This window comes from Streptomyces sp. NPDC059455, from assembly GCF_042750115.1.
GTDB lineage: Bacteria > Actinomycetota > Actinomycetes > Streptomycetales > Streptomycetaceae > Streptomyces > Streptomyces endocoffeicus.
In genome coordinates, this window is sequence record NZ_JBHYVB010000068.1 from 21,680 (window position 1) to 39,723 (window position 18,044).

The window sequence follows — 18,044 nt, forward strand, 5'->3', positions numbered from 1 at the left end:
TCCGGCCACAATGACGGCGGCCCGTCCTTCCACGGGGGAGAGGACGGGCCGCCGTTTCAACGCCATCGGCTAGCGCACCGTGAAATGCACCACGTCGTCAAGGAACGGGATCGACACCCACGGATCCGGCTGGGCCATCAGGGACAGCAGCACGATCGCCGCGCCCAGCAGTCCGTAGGTCAGCATGTCGGTGAAGCGCGACCGCACCGCGAGCATCCCCACCTCGGGCAGCGCCCACCGGAGGAAGGCGCCCGCCAGCAGGGACAGCCCGATCAGCACCGTGCCCGCGCGGAACGCGTCCAGGGCGACGATCAGCAGCCCCAGGCCCACCCCGCCCATCACCGTGAGCAGCGGCCACTGCCGGGCGGGCGCCGGAGCGGCACCGGGCGCGGCCCGGCCGCCGCCCTCCGGACGCGCGGTGTCCCGGGTGATCAGCGGAAAGCGGCGCGATCCGCGGATGAACCGGCCGGGCCCCGCGGGCGGCTGCCCCGCGGGCGACGCGGGCGACGCGGGCGGCTCCTGCCGCTGTTCCCCGGCCGCCGGCTCGCTCGCCTCAGCCGTCATGGCCGGCACCGGCGTCGGCGGCCGCCTTCGCGTCCCGCTCCGCGGCCTCCACCACATTGACCAGCAGCTGGGCGCGGGTCATGGGGCCGACCCCGCCCGGGTTCGGCGAGAGCCAGCCCGCGACCTCGGTGACACCGGGGTGCACATCGCCGGCGATCTTGCCGTGCTCGTCCCGGCTGACGCCCACGTCGAGCACCGCGGCGCCCGGCTTGACGTCCTCCGGCTTGACCAGGTGCCGCACCCCGGCGGCCGCCACGATGATGTCGGCCTGGCGCAGGATGCCGGGCAGGTCGCGGGTGCCGGTGTGGCAGAGGGTGACCGTCGCGTTCTCCGAGCGGCGGGTCAGCAGCAGCCCGATCGACCGGCCGACGGTGATGCCGCGGCCGACGACCACCACATGCGCGCCGTTGATCTCCACACCGTGGTGGCGCAGCAGCTGGATGACGCCCTGGGGCGTGCACGGCAGCGGGCCGCTCTCGTTGAGCACGAGGCGGCCGAGGTTCATCGGGTGCAGCCCGTCGGCGTCCTTGGCCGGGTCGATCAGCTCCAGCACCCGGTTGGTGTCGATGCCCTTGGGGAGCGGCAGCTGGACGATATAGCCGGTGCAGGACGGGTCCTCGTTGAGCTCCCGGACCGCCGCCTCGATCTCCTCCTGGGTGGCGGTCTCGGGCAGGTCGCGCCGGATGGAGGCGATGCCGATCTCGGCGCAGTCGCGGTGCTTGCCCGCCACGTACCACTTGCTGCCGGGGTCCTCGCCCACCAGCACGGTCCCGAGGCCGGGATGGATGCCCTTGGCCTTCAGCGCCTCCACTCGGCTGACGAGATCGGACTTGATCGCGGCTGCGGTTGCCTTGCCATCGAGAATCTGGGCGGTCATGACTTCATCCTCCCGGATGCGGGGACGTCGGATCCAATCAGGGGCCGGTCGGGACCGGACCGGCGAAGGCCGCACCCCGTGATCCGGTCGGGGTGCGGCCTCCTGTGCTCGCTCAGCGATCGCCCGGTGCTCGCTCGCCGGCACTCGGTACTCGCTCAGTGGAAGAAGTGGCGCGTGCCCGTGAAGTACATGGTCACACCCGCCTTCTGAGCGGCCTCCACCACCGCCTCGTCACGGACCGAGCCGCCCGGCTGCACCACGGCCTTCACACCCGCCTCGGCCAGCACCTCGAAGCCGTCCGGGAACGGGAAGAAGGCGTCGGAGGCGGCGTACGAACCGGCGGCCCGCTCGGCACCGGCCCGCTCGACGGCCAGCTTCGCCGAGTCCACGCGGTTGACCTGGCCCATGCCGACGCCGACCGTGGCGCCGCCCTTGGCGAGCAGGATCGCGTTGGACTTCACCGCGCGGCAGGAGCGCCAGGCGAAGGCCAGCTCGGCGAGGCCGTCGGCGTCCAGTGCCGCACCCGTGGCGAGGGTCCAGTTGGCCGGGTCGTCGCCCTCGGCCTGGAGACGGTCCTTGACCTGGACGAGCGTGCCGCCCTCGATGGGGCGCTGCTCGGCGGCCGCCACCGGCGACTCCGCGCAGCGCAGCACCCGGATGTTCTTCTTACGGGCGAGCGCCTCGACCGCGCCGTCCTCGTAGGCCGGGGCGACGATGACCTCGGTGAAGATCTCGGCGACCTGCTCGGCCATGGCGACCGACACCGGGCGGTTGACGGCGATCACCCCGCCGAAGGCCGACAGCGGGTCGCAGGCGTGCGCCTTACGGTGCGCTTCGGCGACGTCCGCCCCGACCGCGATCCCGCACGGGTTGGCGTGCTTGATGATCGCGACACAGGGCTCGGTGTGGTCGTACGCGGCCCGACGGGCGGCCTCGGTGTCCGTGTAGTTGTTGAACGACATCTCCTTGCCGTGCAGCTGCTCGGCCTCCGCGAGCCCCTTACCGCTGCCGTCGGTGTAGAGGGCGGCGGGCTGATGCGGGTTCTCGCCGTAGCGCAGCACGTTCTTACGGGTGATGGTGGCGCCCAGGAAGTCCGGGAAGGAGGAGTCGTCCGCCGCCGCGTAGTCGGCCGCGAACCAGTTGGCCACCGCCACGTCGTAGGCGGCGGTGTGCTGGAACGCCTCGGCCGCCAGCCGCTTGCGCCGCTCCAGGTCGAAACCGCCCTCCGCGGCGGCCTTGAGGACGTCGCCGTACCGCTCGGGGTTGACGACCACGGCCACGGACGGGTGATTCTTGGCGGCGGCCCGGACCATGGAGGGGCCACCGATGTCGATCTGCTCGACGCACTCGTCCGGCGCGGCGCCGGAGGCGACCGTCTCGCGGAACGGATAGAGGTTGACCACGACCAGCTCGAAGGGCTCCACGCCCAGCTCCCGCAGCTGCTCGCGGTGGGAGTCGAGCCGCTGGTCGGCCAGGATGCCCGCGTGGACGCGCGGGTGCAGCGTCTTGACGCGGCCGTCGAGACACTCGGGGAAGCCGGTCAGCTCCTCGACCTTGGTGACCGGGACCCCGGCGGCGGCGATCTTGGCGGCCGTCGAGCCAGTCGAGACGAGCTGGACACCCGCCGCGTGCAGCCCTCGGGCCAGCTCCTCGAGACCCGTCTTGTCGTAGACGCTGACCAGCGCGCGGCGGATGGGCCGCTTGGTACCTTCGGCGGTCACGGGATCCTTACCTTTCGTCCCTCTATGCGGTAGCCGTGACGGGCCAGACGCCCCACGACCTCGACGAGCAGCGAGCGCTCGACTTCCTTGATCCGCTCATGGAGAGCGGACTCGTCGTCCTCGTCCCGGACCTCGACCACGCCCTGGGCGATGATCGGGCCGGTGTCGACGCCGTCGTCGACGAAGTGGACGGTGCATCCGGTCACCTTCACACCGTGCGCGAGCGCGTCGCGCACGCCATGGGCGCCGGGAAAGCTGGGGAGCAGCGCGGGATGGGTGTTGACGCAGCGGCCGCCGAACCGGGCGAGGAACTCCCGGCCCAGGATCTTCATGAACCCGGCCGAGACGACCAGGTCCGGCTCATGGGCGGCGGTGGCCTCCGCCAGGGCGGCGTCCCACTCGGCGCGGCCGGCGTGGTCCTTGACCCGGCACACGAATGTGGGGATCCCGGCGTCCTCGGCGCGCGCCAGGCCCTCGATGCCGTCGCGGTCGGCGCCCACGGCCACCACCTCGGCGCCGTAGCGGGCCACGCCCTCGGCGGCGATGACGTCGAGCAGCGCCTGAAGATTCGTACCGGAGCCGGAGACGAGGACGACGAGACGGACCGGGCGCCCGGGGCGCGCAGGACTGGCGGGGGAAGGCGGGGAGGCCACGGCGGGGCTCTTTCTCGCGGGCGGTGCTGCCGTTTGTGTGGTCGTACAAGGTCGCGGACTCATCAATTCCGGGGAACTCTACGAAGCCGCCGACCGTCAGCAACGATACCGGCACACGAAGCCGCCCCCAGGGGACGGGGGCGGGCACGGGAGGTAGCGTCTGGACTGCGAATGCAACTGACGCCACTGACGCCGTGGGAACGACCGCCGCGCCCGCGCCCCGAGGCGTACGGCACCGGCCGTACCCGCGCCGTGCGGCACCAGGCCGTACCCGCCGCGGCGTGCAGGACGACGACACAAGGGGAAGACACACTCCACATGCCGGACCGACGCCGCCGCGCGGCTCATCGCCTCACTCCGCCCCCCGCCCAGGCCCGGGGGCGGCGATGAGGCGCGCCCGCATGTCGCGCACGACGCCGCTGCTCCGGGAGCAGCAGTCGTCGTCCTCCTCGTCCTCGTCCGCCCCCGGCGGGCCGAACGGGGACCAGCACGAGGACAATCCGTTCGCCCCGCCGCCCGAGGGCAGGCCGGACCAGCCCTGGCGGCCCCGCCACCGGCCGGACGGCTCCGGCGGCGAGAGCGACGAGGGCCGCCCGGGGGCCCAGGGCGGCCAGGACGGGCCGGACGGCGACCAGAGCGGTCAGCAGCCGCAGCAGCCCCCGGCCTGGGGCAGCCAGTGGAGCAGCCGCCAGCCCGGCCGCCAGAGCGGCGGCTTCGGCGCCGGCCCTGGTTCCAACCGCCCCTCCGGCCCCGGCGGGCCCGGCGGCCCGCGCTGGGACCCCAACGACCCGGCCCAGCGGCGCGCCCGGTACGCGCTGCTGTCGGGCATGTGGGCGTTCTTCTTCGCGCTCTTCAGCCTGCCGCAGATCGCGCTGCTGCTCGGGGTGCTGGCCCTGTACTGGGGCATCAGCTCGCTGCGGGCCAAGCCGCGCCGTACGGCGCCGTCCCCGGCCGCGGCCGCGCCCCTGAACGCCCCGCCCCCGCCTCCGGGCGCCACCCCGGCGGCGCTGCCCGCGCCCGGCAGCGGCCCGGCGAAGCCGCAGTCGACGGCGGCGATCAGCGGTCTGGTGACGGGCGGGCTCGCGCTCGCGATCGTCGCGGCGACGTTCAGCTTCCAGGTCGTCTACAGCGACTACTACACCTGCGTGGACGACGCCCTTACGCAGACCTCGCGCCACGACTGCGAAACCTTGCTCCCCGAGCAGCTCCGCCCCCTGCTGAGCACGCAGGACTGACGGCACCGAGCCCGCACGGCGGACGGCTCGTGCCCGCCTGCCGTCCGCCTTACGGTTCGCGGCGGGCGTCGTCCGGCGGGGACGGGGGCTCCACACGCAGGGGGTTCGGGGCGGGCTGGGACTCGACGGGCGGCTGCGGCTCGGGAACGCGCTTCCGGCTCAGCGCCCAGCGGCGCGGCCGGGCCGCCCCGGTGGCGTCCGGGGTGCCCGCGGGGGTCGCGAGCCCGGCCATCGTGCCCACACCGGTTTCGCGTCCGGTCTCCCGTCCCGTCTCCGCACCGGCGCCGGAGGCCGCCTTACGGTTCCGTTTGCGGTCGGCGCCCGACGCCCCGGGGCGCAGCCACTGCCACCACGGTTCGGCCATCGCCTCGCGCACCTCGGCGGACTCCATGGGCGAGACCGTGGGCAGCACCGCCGCCCGCGCTTCCGCCTCGGCCGCGGCCCGCGCCGCGCGGGCGGCCTTGGCCTCCGTACGGGCCTCCCTGGCCGCCGTACGGGCCTGTCCGCGCGCCGTCCGGCGCTCCGCCCGCGCCGCCTTCCACTCCGGCCAGGAGGCCCTGGTGGGGACGCACAGCCGGTACCAGCGCAGCACCATCGCGCCGGGCACCCCGATCACTCCGGTCCAGGCCAGCGTGATCATGCCCGTGCGCCACCAGCTCGGGCCGAGGTCGGCGAGGATGCCGATGCCCAGCGGTCCGCCCGAGAACCCGGCCAGCAGCGCCATCGCGGCCGCGCAGCCGACCGCCGCCAGCGCGGCGAGCACGAGCGTCTCGGCCCAGCCCCAGGGCGATCTGGGCTCGCCCTTGCCGGGCCGCCGCACCGCCGCGATCCCGATGAACCAGGCCACCGACGCCCCGGCCGCGATCCCCGTGAGCCAGACCAGCGGTCCGCCGGAGCCGTCCGTGGGCAGCGCGGCGACCAGGGGGAAGTGCGGCAGCTGGGGGTAGGAGGTGATGCCCAGCGGCGCGACCACACTGCCGCCGCCGACCGTGAACCCCGCCCCGACCCCATACGCGGCGCCCCAGACGATCGCGTTCGGCAGCAGCGCCAGGCTCACCAGCAGCACCGCGAACCGCCCCGACCACACATCGCTGAGGTTGAGGAAGGTCACCTGCACGGCGCCCGCGTGGCTCAGCATCGACGTCGCCGTAAGGAGCGCACCGCTGCCGAGCAGGACGACGAGACCGCTGGTCCCGGCCCGTAGCGCGGCGGCCAACCGGCGGCGCCGGCACCAGCTGCGCGCGGCCAGCGACACGGCCGTCCTTACGGTCCATTCGGCGCCGGGGAGCCGCCGCAGTCTCTCGCTCACCCGTCCCGGCAGGCGGAGCGGGAACCGTCCATCAGCCGTCCACACGCCGACGGCGGCGATGGCCCCGGCGACGACCGGCAGATGCAGCAGCGCGCTGAGCGGATCGACTCGCAGCGGTCCGGCCGAGGTGTACACCACGGCGGCGGTGCCCACCAGGAGATAGCCGCCGGTCACCCAGGCGAAGGCGGTGCGCGGATCGGCGACGGACTCCTCGGGCACCCACTGCCCGTCGCCCTCTTCGGGCTCCCCTTGGTAGACGGCGTGCTGGGCGGCTCGGTACAGCAGCCAGCACGGCACCACGCTGAGCAGCAGCGGGGTCAGCCCGACGGGCGCGGTGTGGCCGGAGAGCGTCTCGGTGCGCACGAGGTCGGCGCCATGGCCGAGCAGCCACAGGTCGGCGGCGACATGCAGGGCTCCGTCGGGGCTGCTCTCGGGGGACGAGGAAGTGATCCACAGCAGCAGTACGACCACGGCGAGCGTGCCGAGGCCGAGCCCCGCGGCGACCACACCGCCGAGGAACGCCTCCCTGATGGCGGAGGAGCGCCGGGGGGCTGAGCGGTCGCGTGCGGACACCGACGGGCTGCGATCGGTCGTTTGCGTCACGTGACCATGCTGCCAATAACAGCCGTTTCATCCCTACATCAAGGGTTTGGTCGCCGTGTCGCGACAAGTCCGCTTATGCGTCTTTTATAGCGTGGTGGTATGGATGGGTGGCTTGCCGCGTTCCGCCCGGGTATCCGTCGCCCGGGAACGCCGCGGGCCCGCACCACCATGGGGTGGTACGGGCCCGCGGCATCGAGCCGTGGCGGCGTCAGCCGGCCAGCGCGGCGCGCGCCAGGCGCGCGGTCTCGGACGGGGTCTTGCCGACCTTCACGCCCGCGGCCTCGAGGGCCTCCTTCTTCGCCTGGGCGGTGCCGGAGGAACCGGAGACGATGGCGCCCGCGTGGCCCATCGTCTTGCCCTCGGGGGCGGTGAAGCCCGCCACATAGCCGACGACCGGCTTGGTGACGTTGGCCTTGATGAAGTCCGCTGCCCGCTCCTCGGCGTCGCCGCCGATCTCGCCGATCATCACGATCAGGTCGGTGTCGGGGTCGGCCTCGAAGGCGGCGAGGGCGTCGATGTGGGTGGTGCCGATGATCGGGTCACCGCCGATGCCCACGCAGGACGAGAAGCCGATGTCCCGCAGCTCGTACATCATCTGGTAGGTCAGCGTGCCGGACTTCGACACCAGACCGATCCGGCCGGGCTTGGTGATGTCGGCCGGGATGATGCCCGCGTTCGACTGACCCGGCGTGATCAGACCCGGGCAGTTCGGGCCGATGATGCGCGTCTTGTTGCCCTTCTTGCCCGCGTAGGCCCAGAAGTTGGCGGAGTCGTGGACCGCGATGCCCTCGGTGATCACGACGGCGAGCGGAATCTCGGCGTCGATCGCCTCGATGACCGCGCTCTTGGTGAACTTCTCCGGGACGAAGATGACCGTGACATCGGCGCCGGTGGCGTCGACGGCCTCCTTGACGGAGCCGAATACCGGGATCTCGGCGCCGTCGAAGTCCACGGTGGTGCCGGCCTTGCGCGGGTTCACGCCGCCGACGATGTTGGTGCCCGAGGCAAGCATCCGACGGGTGTGCTTCTGCCCCTCGGACCCGGTCATCCCCTGGACGATGACCTTGCTTTCCTTGGTGAGGAAGATAGCCATGGTTTCTGGTGACCTCGTCCCTTACTTCGCAGCCAGCTCGGCGGCACGCTCGGCCGCGCCGTCCATGGTGTCCACCTGCTGAACGAGCGGGTGGTTGGCGTCGGTGAGGATCTTGCGACCCAGCTCCGCGTTGTTGCCGTCGAGGCGCACGACCAGCGGCTTGCTGACGTCCTCGCCCTTGGACTTCAGCAGCTCCAGGGCCTGGACGATGCCGTTGGCGACCGCGTCACAGGCGGTGATGCCACCGAAGACATTGACGAAGACCGACTTGACGTCCGGGTCGCCGAGGATGATCTCGAGACCGTTGGCCATCACCTCGGCGGAGGCGCCACCACCGATGTCGAGGAAGTTGGCGGGCTTGACGTTGCCGTGGGTCTCGCCCGCGTAGGCGACGACGTCGAGGGTGGACATGACCAGACCCGCGCCGTTGCCGATGATGCCGACCTCGCCGTCGAGCTTGACGTAGTTGAGGCCCTTCGCCTTGGCCGCCGCCTCGAGCGGGTTGGCCGCGGCCTTGTCCTCGAGCGCCTCGTGCTCCGGCTGCCGGAACGCGGCGTTCTCGTCCAGGGAGACCTTGCCGTCCAGCGCGATGACCTTGCCGTCTTCGGTCTTGACCAGCGGGTTGACCTCGACGAGCAGGGCGTCTTCGTTGATGAAGACGGTCCACAGCTTCTGCAGGACCGCGACGACCTGGTCCGCGATCTCCGCCGGGAACTTCGCGGCGGCGACGATCTCGGCGGCCTTCTCCTGGGTCACGCCCTCGATGGCGTCCACCGGGATCTTGGCGAGCGCCTCGGGGTTCTGCTCCGCGACGACCTCGATCTCCACGCCGCCCTCGACGGAGGCCATGGCGAGGAAGGTCCGGTTGGTGCGGTCCAGCAGGAAGGAGACGTAGTACTCCTCCTTGATGTCCGCGGTCTGGGCGAGCATCACCTTGTGGACCGTGTGGCCCTTGATGTCCATGCCCAGAATCTGGCCGGCCTTCTCGACGGCGTCACCCGGGTCGGAGGCCAGCTTGACGCCGCCCGCCTTACCGCGCCCGCCGACCTTGACCTGCGCCTTGACGACCGCGCGGCCGCCCAGGCGCTCGGCCACCTCGCGCGCCGCCTCAGGCGTGTCGATGACTTCACCGGCCAGCACCGGTACACCGTGCTTGGCGAAGAGGTCCCTCGCCTGGTATTCGAACAGGTCCACGCGCGTCCGTCCCTTTTCCCTGGATATCGCGGTCGTTATCTGCGCGGGCGTGCCGCGGGGGCAGCGTGAGGACGCGATCTATAACGAGGGCGGCACACGTTCGCCGGGTACGCGGCATGTCCGTCTCGCAGGTTATCTCCGTGGGCCGTGCGGCCCTAAATCGCAGATCACACTGGAGCGGTGATTACGGTCACAGATCGCGACCGTTTCCATCTATCTCCCTACGACAACCGGGCAGCCCCCTCCCCAACGAGGGCTGCCCGGTCGATGACGCTTGCCTTACGGTTTTACGGCTTCGCAGCCTGTATGGCCTTCACGGCCTGACTGCCTGACGCCCGCCGGAGCGATCAGACGGTCGGGAGCGTGCCCGGAACGGTCGGCAGCTGGACCGGCACGGAGGGCAGGTCCGCCGGGAGCTGCGGGAGGTCGGCCGGAACGGTGGGCAGCTGCGGCAGGTCGGCCGGAACGGTCGGGAGCTGCGGCAGGTCGGTGGGCAGCTGCGGGAGGTCGGCCGGGACGGTCGGCAGGTCCGCGGGGAGCTGCGGCAGGTCGGCCGGCAGCTGGGGCAGCTCAGCCGGAACCTGCGGGAGGTCGGCGGGGAGCTGCGGGAGGTCGGCCGGAACGGTCGGCAGGTCGGCCGGGAGCTGCGGCAGGTCGGCCGGCAGCACCGGGAGGGCCGGGATGTTGGCGACGTCGGTCAGGTCGGTGGGCACCGCCGGGAGCAGGCTCAGCACACCGTCCTTGGCGTTCCCCACGGTGGTCTGGGCGTTCGCGACCACGCCGGTGGCCAGCCCGTGGGCGAACGGCACGGTGGTGCCCGCCACGTCCTGCGCGAACGGAACGGCGGTGGACGGCACGCTCACCACGACCGGCACCAGGCGCTCGACAGTGTCCTGCGCGGCCGGAACCACGTTGGAGGCGGTGCCCAGCGCGAAGCCCTGGGCGCTGCCGGTCACGACGTCCACGTACGGGGTGGTGCGGGCCACGGCGTCGTCGGCCAGCGAACCGGTGTCACCCACGGTCCGCTCGGCGACCGGGACGACCTTGACCACGAGGCGGTACACGGCGGGCGGCAGCACGTCCGAGGCCGCACCGTCGACGACCGGCTTGGTGGTGCCGACGACACCCTGGACCTTGCCGGTCAGCTCCTCCGGGCGGATGCCGGCGCCGGAGAGGGAGGCGAGCAGGTCATTGGCCGAACCCGGGGCGGTGGGCAGCTTCGGGGTGGCGGGGAGCTCGGTGGGCAGCTGGCCCGTGACGCCGTCGACGTTCGGCAGCGCGCCGGTGGGCAGCGTGGAGGTGTCGGGCAGGGTCGGCAGGCCGCCGAGGCCGGGCAGGCTGGGCACGACGCCGGGGACCTCGCCGGTGGGCAGGTCGAGGTCGGTGGTCTTCTTGACGGTCTTCTCGACGCCCTTGACGGCCTTGTGGGCCTTCTTGACGACCTTGTCCGGCTTGCCGGCGACGTCGCCGGTCAGGCCGTCGGTGGTGTGCTCGACGGTCTTGGTGACATCCGAGACCCGCGGCAGGTTCTCGGCGCCGGGGACGCGGTCCCGCACCGGGGCGGTGACGCCGTCGACGGTGGAGGCGGCGCCGTCCGCGGTCTTCTTCGCGGTGTCGGTCACCTTGGAGGTGTCGGCCAGGCCGCCGGTCACACCGTCGACCGTCTTGGTCACCTGGTCGGTCGACACGGTCTTGTTCACCGTCTTGGTCACGCCGTCCACGGTGCTGGTCACACCGTCGGTGGAGGGAACGGCCGGGTTCTCGGCGGCAGAGGCGGCGGCCGAGCCGAGGGCCCAGATACCGGTGGCGGCAGCGGCTACGAGGATGGAGCGGCGAAGGTTGTTGCGCATAGTGGAGGAAGTCCTTCGAAAGTCAAGAGGGGTTTCGGACGGGCAGACCTGACCCGCCCCCGCGCGGCAGGTCTCAACAGACGGGGGTGAGGTCTGCCCTAGCCGGGGAATTCGAGGACTTCGTTGAACCGCTCGCGCGTCGGCGCCGAGCTCTCCGCACGGACCGTACCGGGCTTCAGCCCGAAGGACGGCACGCCGGACGGCGGAAGAGCGGCCTGGGTGTTCCCACCACGGGAAGCGCCGCTGTCGCCGGTGCACTGGGAGGTGACCCCGAGCGGGGACCGCGGAAGAGGCAGCGGCGCCGGGGCGCCACCGTCCGGACCGGTGCCGGAGACGGCCGCCCGGACGACGGGCCCGTGCCCGTCGTGGGAGACGGCCGCGTCGTCGTACGCGATGACGGGCTGGGCGTGTGCCCGGGGCCCCATCGGCTCCGGCGCCGCGGGCGCCGCCTTGTGCACGGTCACCGGCTCGGCCTTGGCCGCGTGATGCTCGGCGGCCGGGCCGTGGTGCGCCGCGGAGTCCTGAGGGCCCACGCCGATCGCGTCGCCGATGCCGACCTCGGGAAGGCGCACCGGCAGCTCGCCGCTGGTGGCGCCGTCGACCAGGTCGCCTATCGGCTTGGTGATCTTCTGTGCCTGCTGCTCGACCGGCTCCTGGATGGGCCGCACGGTCTCCCGTACGCCGTCCTCCGCGGTGTCAGCGGTACGCGCCACCATGGGCGGTGCGTGCCGCTCCACCTGCTGCCGCGCCTGCTCGACACCCGAGGGGTCGCGCAGCCGGGACGCGTTGGAGCGGTCGATCGACGCGCCGGTGGCCTCGCCCTGGCCGCTCCGCTCGGCGGCGTGAGCGCTGCCGCCGAAGAGGAACGCCAGCGCGAGGAAGCCACCGAGGAAGAGCGCCGCCAGCAGCGCCCGCCGCGCGGCCACCGTGCGCGGCAGGCGCACGGCGACAGGCATGGCGGACGCGACAGACACGAGCGGGGCCTTCCCTGAGTACGAGGCGTACAACGGGCACGTAAGCGTGGCGATACGGCTTGTGGGCCGCCGAAGCAGGACGACATCGCCAACCGGATGGCTGGATTCATGTCCTGGGCGACGGGGATGATCCTTGCACGACCCACAGGGGTCGGCGCAAGCCCCGGATCACTGATGCATCGCCATGTCCGGTATGGGCAGTTGGCGTCGTTCGATGGCCGCGGCCCACACGTCGGGGAAGAGATCGGGGGTGCAGGCGAAGGCGGGCGCGCCCAGCGCGGCGAGCGCCGCCGCGTGCTCACGGTCGTAGCTCGGCGCCCCCTCGTCGGAGAGCGCGAGCAGCGTCACGAACTGCACCCCGGACGCCTTCATCGCGGCGACCCGGCCCAGCATCTCCTCGCGTATGCCGCCCTCGTAGAGATCGCTGATGAGGACGACGACGGTGTCGGCGGGCCGGGTGATCTGCGACTGGCAGTAGGCCAGCGCGCGGTTGATGTCGGTGCCGCCGCCGAGTTGGGTGCCGAAGAGGACGTCCACCGGATCGTCGAGCTCCTCGGTCAGGTCGACCACGGAGGTGTCGAAGACGACCAGCCGGGTGGCGAGGGAGCGCATCGAGGCGAGCACGGCACCGAAGACCGAGGCGTAGACCACGGACGCGGCCATCGACCCCGACTGGTCGACGCACAGCACCACGTCCTTCTTCACCCCGCGCGCGGCCCGGCCGTATCCGATGAGCCGCTCGGGGACGACCGTCCGGTGGTCGGGCAGGTAGTTCTTGAGGTTGGCCCGGATGGTGCGGTCCCAGTCGATGTCCCGGTGGCGCGGGCGGCTGATCCGGGCGGAGCGGTCGAGCGCTCCGGTAAGGGTGGCGCGGGTGCGGGTGGCCAGCCGCTTCTCCAGATCCTCGACGACCTTACGGACAACGGCCCGCGCGGTGTTCTTGGTCGTCTCCGGCATCGCCTTGTTGAGCGACAGCAGCGTGCCCACGAGATGGACGTCCGCCTCCACGGCCTCCAGCATCTCCGGCTCCAGCAGCAGGGCGGACAGCCCCAGCCGGTCGATGGCGTCGCGCTGCATGACCTGGACGACGGAGGTGGGGAAGTACGTACGGATGTCGCCGAGCCAGCGGGCCACTTGGGGCGCGGAGCCGCCGAGCCCGCCGGAGCGCGCACCGCTCCCGGCGCCCTGGGAACCGCCGCTGCGCCCGGCCGCCGTGCCGCTGCCGCCTGCGCCATCGCCGCCTCCGGAGCCGTAGAGGGCCTCGAGCGTGCGGTCCATGGCGGCGTCGGCCCCGCTGAGCGAACAGCCGGTGCCGTCGGCGCCCTGGCCGCCGAGCACCAGCCGCCAGCGCCGCAGCCGCTCCTGGTCGCTCTGGGGGCTGTCGTGGTTGGGGGCGGGGCCGCCATGAGGATCGGCGCCGCCGTGGGGGTCGGCATCGACGTGGGGCTCGGTATCGCCGTGAGGGGCGCCGTGCGTCATCGGGCTGCCTCCATGGAGTCGTTGGCGTACGGGGCGGGGTCGAGGCCCAGCAGCAGCCGCACCGTCGGTACGACGGCCACCGCGCGGTCCGGGTCCAGCCCGGGGCCGAAGCCGGGTGCGGCGGAGGCGCCTTGGCCGCCAACGCCGGTGGGCCCGTCGGCCGCGGGGCCCCGGCGGACCAGCTCGCCCAGGGTGCGGCGCACGCCGGTGTCGTACGCGGAGAAGGTGCGCCGCAGCAGGGGCAGGACGTCGGTGAACGCCTCGGCGGGAACGGAGATCAGCCAGCGGTCGACCAGGCCGAGCAGCCGCTCGTCGTGGACGAGCAGCATGCCGCCGCCCGCGCCGCCACCGATGAACCCCTCGATCCAGGAGGCCGCTTCGGGCGGCTGGGTCCCGGGCGAGAGCGCGAGCCCCATCAGCCGGGCCGCCTCGTCCTCGGCCAGCCGGCCGTCGTCCAGCAGCAGCCGCGCGGCGCGGCCCCGGATCAGGCCGGGGGTGGCGGGGGTGCCGTCCCGCCCGGCGAGGTTGCGCAACATGGCCGCCCAGCGGGCCCGTAGACCGTCGGCGGCGTGGGGCTCGGCTGACCGCGTCTCCGTTGTCGATATGCCTGTTGTCGACATGTCGGTCCGCGTGTGTGGCTGCGTCCCGGCTTCTGTCCCGGTCCCCGTCTCCGTCCCGGCCGTCTCTGTTTCCGACAGCAGGGCGATCGCCCGGTGTACGGCCTCCATATGGCGGCGCATCTCGGCGGCGCCGTCGGCGTCGAGGCCGACGCAGGCGGGCGGCAGCCCGACCAGGATCCGCTCGGCCAGCCCGACCGCGACCTCGCCGAGCGCGGCGGTGTCCGTGCCCCGCACGTCCCCGTAGCGCACCGAACGCACCAGGGCGGGCAGGGCCTGGGCGAGATGGCCGACGTCCGCGTCGAGCGCGGCCCGGTCGGCGAGCGAGCGCATCACGACGGGGAGGGCCCCGGAGAGCCCGGCGAGCAGACAGCGCTCGGCCAGCTCGGTCACCTCGGCGAGCCCCTTGGCGCTACGGGCCTCGGTCTCCGCCTTGGCGGTGGCCGCCGACAGCACCGTGGTGCCCCACACCCCCGCCTCGGCGACCCGCACGGCCAGCTCCGGCTCCCACCGCAGCCGCCAGGTCTCCCTGAAGGTGCCGGTGCTGCCGCGCGAGACGGCCGGGGCGCCCCAGTCGACCCCGAGGAGCCGCAGCCGGTGCAGCAGACGGCTGCGTCCCGCGTCGGTCTCCTTGCGCAGGTCCAGCTCCAGCTCGCGCTCCAGCGCCTCGGGCTTGAGCCGCAGCGAGCGCTGGGTGCGCGTCAGATCGCGCTGGAGCGGCACCGCCGGAGCCGACTCGGGCACTTCGCCCAGGATGTCGCCGACCACGAGCCGATCCCGTACGAGCGCGATCGGCACATCGGAGCCGTCGCACATCACCGCCCTCACGGCGTCGAGGGTCTCGGCGAGCCCGGCGAGCGGGCGTCCGCGCATGGCGGCCAGGGTTTCGGCGAGCCTTACGGCCTCGATGACATGGGCCGAGGACACCGCGAAGTCCTCATCCCGCAGCAGCCCGGCGACCTTGGTGAGCCAGCGCTCGACGGGCCGGTCCGGGGCGTGGAAGAGATGGTCGTACCAGCCGGGCGAGGTGATGCCCGCCCCGTATCCGCTGTGCCGGGCCAGCCGCCGGTGCGTCCACGGCACCCAGCTGATCTCGGTCTTGACCTTGGGCAGCCCCTTGAGCAGCTTCCGGTCGGCGGTCGCGGTGGTCCGCTCCCCCAGCGCCGGTACGTGCCAGGCCCCGCAGACGACCGCGACCTCGTCCCCGAACTCCCGCCGCGCCTCGCGCAGCCGCAGCCGCATATGGGCCTCGCGCACGGCGTCGTCCTCGTGCCCGCCATGCCCGTACTCGGCGCGCAGCGCCTCCATGGCCTCCGCCACGGCCGTGAACGCATCCGCACCGCCGGTGCCGCGGTGCTCGATGACGTCCTCCCACCAGCGCTCCGGGTCGTCGTATCCGGCAGCCTCGGAGAGGACGGCCAGCGGATCGACACGCATCCGCTCGGCGGAGGCGGCGGCCGGGGCAGCCGGGGCAGCCGGGGCGTGGTCGCCTGGGACCGCCTGGTCGCCTGGCGCGGCCTGGTTACCGGGGGCCGCCGGATCGAGCGGTCCGGGCTCAGCCGCCGGGCCATCCGCGGCTGCCCGACCGGGCGGACCGGCCGGGGCCGAGGGACCGGACGGACCGGACGGACCGGACGGACCGGACGGACCGGACGGACCGGACGGATCAGCCAGACCAGCCGGACCGGACGGACCAGCCGGATCAGCCAGACCAGCCGGATCAGACGGACCGGCCGGGGCGGGCTCAACCGCCGGGACCGGCGCGGCCGCCGGGGGCTTCTTCGCCGCCATGGCCAGCGAGTTGGCCGCCGGGAGATCGATGAATCGCACCGGAACCTCATGGGCCAGCGCCCACTGGATGGCCGCCCACTCCGGGGAGAACCCGGCCAGCGGCCAGAATCCGGCGCGCCCCGGATCGTCCGCGGCATGGGCGAGCAGCGCGACCGGCGGACGCATGTCCTTCTCGGCGGCGAGCCCCACGATCGCGTCCGCCTCCGGCGGCCCCTCGATCAGCACCACGCGCGGTGGGCACGCCTCCAGCGCGGCCCGTACCGCCCGCGCCGACCCGGGCCCGTGGTGCCGCACGCCCAGCAGCAACGGGCCGGTGGCCCGCGCCCGTGGGGCGCCGGTCATGCGGTCACCTCTCGGCACGCGCGGTAGAAGTCCTTCCAGCCCTCGCGCTCACGGACCACCGTCTCCAGATACTCCTGCCAGATGACGCGGTCGGCCGCCGGGTCGCGGACGACCGCGCCCAGGATGCCCGCGGCCACATCTCCCGACCTGAGCACGCCGTCGCCGAAGTGGGCGGCGAGGGCGAGGCCACCGGTGACCACGGAGATGGCCTCGGCCGTGGACAGCGTGCCGGAGGGCGACTTCAGCTTCGTACGGCCGTCGCCGGTCACTCCGTCGCGCAGCTCGCGGAAGACCGTGACCACCCGGCGGATCTCCTCGACGCCCTCCGGGAGCTCCGGGAGCTCCAGCGAGCGGCCGATCTGGGCGACGCGGCGGGAGACGATGTCGACCTCGTCCTCCGGGGTCGCGGGCAGCGGCAGCACGACCGTGTTGAAGCGGCGGCGCAGGGCGCTGGAGAGTTCGTTGACCCCGCGGTCGCGGTCGTTGGCGGTGGCGATCAGGTTGAAGCCGCGCACCGCCTGGACCTCATCCCCCAGCTCCGGGATCGGCAGCGTCTTCTCGGACAGGATGGTGATCAGCGTGTCCTGCACATCGGCCGGGACGCGTGTCAGCTCCTCCACGCGCGCGGTCATGCCGTCCGCCATCGCGCGCATCACCGGGCTCGGCACGAGCGCGTCCCGGCTCGGGCCGTGGGCGAGGAGCTGGGCGTAGTTCCACCCGTACCGGATGGCCTCCTCGGGTGTCCCGGCGGTGCCCTGGACCAGGAGGGTCGAGTCACCGCTGACCGCCGCCGCCAGATGCTCCGAGACCCATGTCTTGGCGGTGCCGGGCACGCCCAGCAACAGCAGGGCGCGGTCGGTCGCGAGGGTGGTGACGGCGACCTCGACGATGCGGCGCGGGCCCACGTACTTGGGTGTGATCACGGTGCCGTCGGGCAGCGTGCCGCCGAGCAGATAGGTGGCGACCGCCCACGGCGACAGCCGCCATCGTGCGGGCCGCGGGCGGTCGTCGGCCGCGGCCAGCGCGCTCAGCTCGGCGGCGAAGGCGTCCTCCGCGTGTGGACGCAGCGCTTCCGCGGCTCCGGCGGCCCCTGCCGCCCCGCTCGTATCGGTGGATTCGGTTCCGGGCACAGTGACGGTCACAGCTCCCCCACGACTCGTTTCCTCGTTCCGTTTCCGGACGCGTGAACCACACTGCACCACCCCACTGACAACCGGCCCCCCGTCAGGGAATGCGCAGGTCAGAGCAATTGTCAGTGGGTGCCCGTACCGTCGCAGACATGAATCCGCAGGGGGAACGCTGGACGGCGGAACAGGTGCTGGCCCTGGCTCCTGACGCCGCGTCGCGCACGGCGGGCGGCAGGCTCGCCGCGGCCGGCAAGTGGTCGGGCGCGGGCGCGCACGGGCGGGCGGTGTGGGGGCTGTGCGCGGGCAGCGGCAGCACGCCGTACCAGACTGTGGTCGATCTGAACGGGCCCGGATATCGGTGCAGTTGTCCGAGCCGGAAATTCCCGTGCAAGCACGCGCTGGGTCTGCTGCTGTTGTGGACGTCCGGCGAGGGGGGCGTGCCCGCGGGCGGGGAGCCGCCGGAGTGGGCCGGGCAGTGGCTCGGCGACCGGCGGGAGCGGGCCGAAAAGCTCGTCGCCCGGGGGGCGGCGGGGGGGGCGGGGCGCGCCCGGGGGCCGCGGGGGGCGGGGGGGGCATGGGCGGGCGGCGCCCGCGCCCGCTCGGGCGGGGGGGCGC

The 18,044-nt window shown here is 73.2% G+C and carries 14 protein-coding genes; 2 read left to right on the plus strand and 12 right to left on the minus strand.

All coding sequences use genetic code 11. The features are described from left to right. Nucleotides 1-69: 69 nt before the first annotated feature. From ACFXB5_RS24220 to purN, 4 genes are all read right to left on the minus strand, one after another. Nucleotides 70-564, minus strand: coding sequence for a DUF3017 domain-containing protein (locus tag ACFXB5_RS24220; RefSeq protein WP_385211397.1), 495 nt, complete (start codon nucleotides 562-564; stop codon nucleotides 70-72). Further along, nucleotides 554-1,441 (minus strand): bifunctional methylenetetrahydrofolate dehydrogenase/methenyltetrahydrofolate cyclohydrolase, encoded by an 888-nt coding sequence (locus tag ACFXB5_RS24225; protein WP_385211399.1) that lies wholly within the window; start codon nucleotides 1,439-1,441, stop codon nucleotides 554-556. Before ACFXB5_RS24225 ends, ACFXB5_RS24220 begins: the two co-directional genes overlap by 11 nt. A gap of 155 nt (nucleotides 1,442-1,596) precedes the next feature. Then, a complete protein-coding gene (purH, locus tag ACFXB5_RS24230) occupies nucleotides 1,597-3,162 on the minus strand; it encodes a bifunctional phosphoribosylaminoimidazolecarboxamide formyltransferase/IMP cyclohydrolase (RefSeq protein WP_385211401.1) in 1,566 nt (521 codons plus the stop codon). Then, nucleotides 3,159-3,815: a phosphoribosylglycinamide formyltransferase gene (purN, locus tag ACFXB5_RS24235; RefSeq protein WP_201852342.1), complete on the minus strand. Its 657-nt coding sequence runs from the start codon at nucleotides 3,813-3,815 to the stop codon at nucleotides 3,159-3,161. Before purN ends, purH begins: the two co-directional genes overlap by 4 nt. A gap of 401 nt (nucleotides 3,816-4,216) precedes the next feature. On the opposite strand from purN, the gene ACFXB5_RS24240 reads away from it, so the two are divergent. Beyond that, entirely contained in the window at nucleotides 4,217-5,050 is an 834-nt protein-coding gene (locus ACFXB5_RS24240) for a hypothetical protein (protein WP_385211403.1), read from the plus strand. Nucleotides 5,051-5,099: 49 nt separating this feature from the next. On the opposite strand, the gene ACFXB5_RS24245 is transcribed toward ACFXB5_RS24240, so the two are convergent. The 8 genes from ACFXB5_RS24245 to ACFXB5_RS24280 form a co-directional block, all read right to left on the minus strand. Next, nucleotides 5,100-6,962 (minus strand): DUF6350 family protein, encoded by a 1,863-nt coding sequence (locus ACFXB5_RS24245; RefSeq protein ID WP_385211405.1) that lies wholly within the window; start codon nucleotides 6,960-6,962, stop codon nucleotides 5,100-5,102. Between the two features lie 208 nt (nucleotides 6,963-7,170). Beyond that, nucleotides 7,171-8,055: a succinate--CoA ligase subunit alpha gene (gene sucD / locus ACFXB5_RS24250; RefSeq protein WP_201852345.1), complete on the minus strand. Its 885-nt coding sequence runs from the start codon at nucleotides 8,053-8,055 to the stop codon at nucleotides 7,171-7,173. A gap of 21 nt (nucleotides 8,056-8,076) precedes the next feature. Beyond that, on the minus strand, nucleotides 8,077-9,249 hold the full coding sequence (gene sucC / locus ACFXB5_RS24255) for an ADP-forming succinate--CoA ligase subunit beta (RefSeq protein WP_201852346.1): 1,173 nt from the start codon (nucleotides 9,247-9,249) through the stop codon (nucleotides 8,077-8,079). A 347-nt stretch (nucleotides 9,250-9,596) separates the two neighbouring features. Then, nucleotides 9,597-11,099 (minus strand): hypothetical protein, encoded by a 1,503-nt coding sequence (locus ACFXB5_RS24260; RefSeq protein ID WP_385211407.1) that lies wholly within the window; start codon nucleotides 11,097-11,099, stop codon nucleotides 9,597-9,599. Between the two features lie 98 nt (nucleotides 11,100-11,197). Beyond that, the gene (locus ACFXB5_RS24265; protein WP_385211409.1) at nucleotides 11,198-12,073 is read right to left on the minus strand and encodes a hypothetical protein; all 876 of its coding nucleotides are present in this window, start codon (nucleotides 12,071-12,073) and stop codon (nucleotides 11,198-11,200) included. Between the two features lie 168 nt (nucleotides 12,074-12,241). Next, entirely contained in the window at nucleotides 12,242-13,552 is a 1,311-nt protein-coding gene (locus ACFXB5_RS24270) for a VWA domain-containing protein (RefSeq protein ID WP_385211411.1), read from the minus strand. Beyond that, a complete protein-coding gene (locus ACFXB5_RS24275; RefSeq protein ID WP_385211413.1) occupies nucleotides 13,549-16,302 on the minus strand; it encodes a DUF5682 family protein in 2,754 nt (917 codons plus the stop codon). The genes ACFXB5_RS24270 and ACFXB5_RS24275 overlap by 4 nt, the downstream gene beginning before the upstream one ends. After that, nucleotides 16,299-17,432 (minus strand): AAA family ATPase, encoded by a 1,134-nt coding sequence (locus ACFXB5_RS24280; RefSeq protein WP_385211427.1) that lies wholly within the window; start codon nucleotides 17,430-17,432, stop codon nucleotides 16,299-16,301. Before ACFXB5_RS24280 ends, ACFXB5_RS24275 begins: the two co-directional genes overlap by 4 nt. Before the next feature lie 149 nt (nucleotides 17,433-17,581). Between ACFXB5_RS24280 and ACFXB5_RS24285 the strand changes: the two genes are divergently transcribed. After that, a partial coding sequence (locus tag ACFXB5_RS24285) for an SWIM zinc finger domain-containing protein (protein WP_385211415.1) occupies nucleotides 17,582-18,044 on the plus strand: 463 nt, incomplete at its 3' end.